The organism is Rodentibacter sp. Ppn85, assembly GCF_001999335.1.
GTDB lineage: Bacteria > Pseudomonadota > Gammaproteobacteria > Enterobacterales > Pasteurellaceae > Rodentibacter.
The window spans coordinates 1-1,385 of the sequence record NZ_MLHS01000084.1 but is presented as its reverse complement, the minus strand read 5'-3'; the positions used below and the strand labels follow the sequence as shown (position 1 = coordinate 1,385).

General features: G+C 35.5%; 1 protein-coding gene and 1 pseudogene. Both read right to left on the bottom strand.

Going from position 1 to position 1,385, the window contains the following annotated elements; genetic code table 11:
• A partial coding sequence (locus tag BKL51_RS11165) for a WD40 repeat domain-containing protein (RefSeq protein WP_369801919.1) occupies nt 1-747 on the bottom strand: 747 nt, incomplete at its 3' end.
• 9 nt (nt 748-756) lie between these two features.
• Nucleotides 757-1,385, bottom strand: a pseudogene (locus tag BKL51_RS11160) (hypothetical protein); the annotation flags it as partial.

Sequence of the window (1,385 nt, the reverse complement as noted above, 5' to 3'; positions counted from 1 at the left end):
ATTAATAAATTTTCTCTTAAAATCACCTAAAGACCACATAAAATTACCTCTATGGGTACTTCCTGTCACAATCCATTTCCCATCAGGACTAAGTTTTCCTGTTGTTCGTCCAGTATTTCCATATAATTTTGCGATAGGTTTTAATGTTGTTTTATTCCATAAAGTGACACCTGAATAGCTGTCTTTTTTATATTTATCAGGGTTGACTGGATTGGCGGTTAATTTGGTTTCAGCCACTTCACCATTACGACCATCCCATCCATCTCCAACCGATAAGAATTTATCTCCGACAATCGAAAAGGTATAGGTCTGACTAGGAGAGATCGGTGCGTCGGTGTAAATGGGCACTAAATCCTTGCCATATCCTTTATAAAATTTCCCCCACTCATCTGCGGACAAGTAAAAGGATTTATCCGCTGAAATAATCTGTCCCTCTGTTTTAAAATGTGGAAATTGTAAAATTTCTTTGCCCTCAACATTTTGAATATGTACAACATTATTATTATCTTGCCACATAAATTCATGGCTATCGGGAATAAAATACGCACTGTACGGATTGGCATTTTTGGCAAGAAGTTTCTTTTCTTTCTTAGTTAAATCCCATAACACTAACTCATCTTTTCCATGTGCACTAATCGCGTATTTGCCATCACTAGAAACACCCAGTGATACGACACCCGACATTGAATTACAGCCAATAGTAAAGAAAGATAAAATAATTAAAATGAATAAATTCGGCAATTTCATATAATCCTCCTAATAACGCCCAAACTTTGAGTTTTTCTTAATTCTATCAATAATCCATACCTTATAACTTTTCTCATAGATTAAAGGAAATACCTTATTTTTTTCACTCATTCCCTCCCATTCATATTCCCATTCACGCATAGCGGAATGAGTAATAAAATAGGGTATTTTTTTATTCTTATTTTGGGGATCATCAATAATTTGTGGGAAGAATGTAATCTTTTTATTAGGGTTTTTTATATCTGATATATATTTAATAAATTCATCATAATAAATTTCTTTCTCCTTTTTATTTAACAATTTACCACTTGCATTTTGACCTTTCACCGAATACAAATCCCCCCTTGCTCCTAACGGCGGTCGAATATCCATATTAATTTGCTGCCAATCATGTACAACGATATAAGACAAAATCTCAATAATATGCTCTAGTACTGCCTTTTGAATTGGGTCGTCTTTTTTAAACCGTCTAAAACAGCTCCAAGGGCGTAAATAATAAATCTCATCGGAAATCCCGCCGTGTTTTGACAGTTTTTCCGCTTCCGCCTCGACGGCTTGACGAATGCGTGTTTGGTTTAATGCGTTTCGTTGAATATTGTCACAGATAAATTCCCGTTGGCGGCTATCGGTCACATCCC